This window comes from Corallococcus sp. CA041A (assembly GCF_003612075.1).
Lineage (GTDB): Bacteria > Myxococcota > Myxococcia > Myxococcales > Myxococcaceae > Corallococcus > Corallococcus exiguus.
Genome location: NZ_RAWF01000724.1, coordinates 1 through 409, shown reverse-complemented (window position 1 = coordinate 409; position 409 = coordinate 1). Strand labels below are relative to the sequence as shown.

Genomic DNA, 409 nt, shown 5'->3' with positions numbered 1-409 from the left:
CCTCCAAGCTGCTGCACGGGCTGGTGCGCGAAGGTGCAACGATTTCCCGCGGCGCCAAGTCGATCGAAGTCGACAGCTTCGCGAAAGCGCAGAACTGGCTGCTCGAGGAGGCCAAGCGCGGCCGCCAGATCCAGCGATTCAAGGGTCTGGGTGAAATGAATCCGGAGCAGTTGTGGGATACCACGGTGAACCCGGAGACCCGTCGCCTGCTGCAGGTGCGCATCGAGGATGCGGTCGCTGCCGACCAGATCTTCAGCACCCTGATGGGCGATGTGGTCGAACCGCGTCGTGACTTCATCGAAGACAATGCGCTGAAGGTCGCCAACCTGGATATCTGACACAATCGGGACCTGGCCGGTGCGCGGGGAGCTGCACCGGCCTTCGTCCCTTGAACGCAGGTACCTGATGT

Annotated in this window: 1 pseudogene; it reads left to right on the top strand. The window is 62.3% G+C overall.

The features are described from left to right. A pseudogene (gene gyrB / locus D7V77_RS42825) lies at positions 1-338 on the top strand (DNA gyrase subunit B); the annotation flags it as partial. Positions 339-409: the final 71 nt, after the last annotated feature.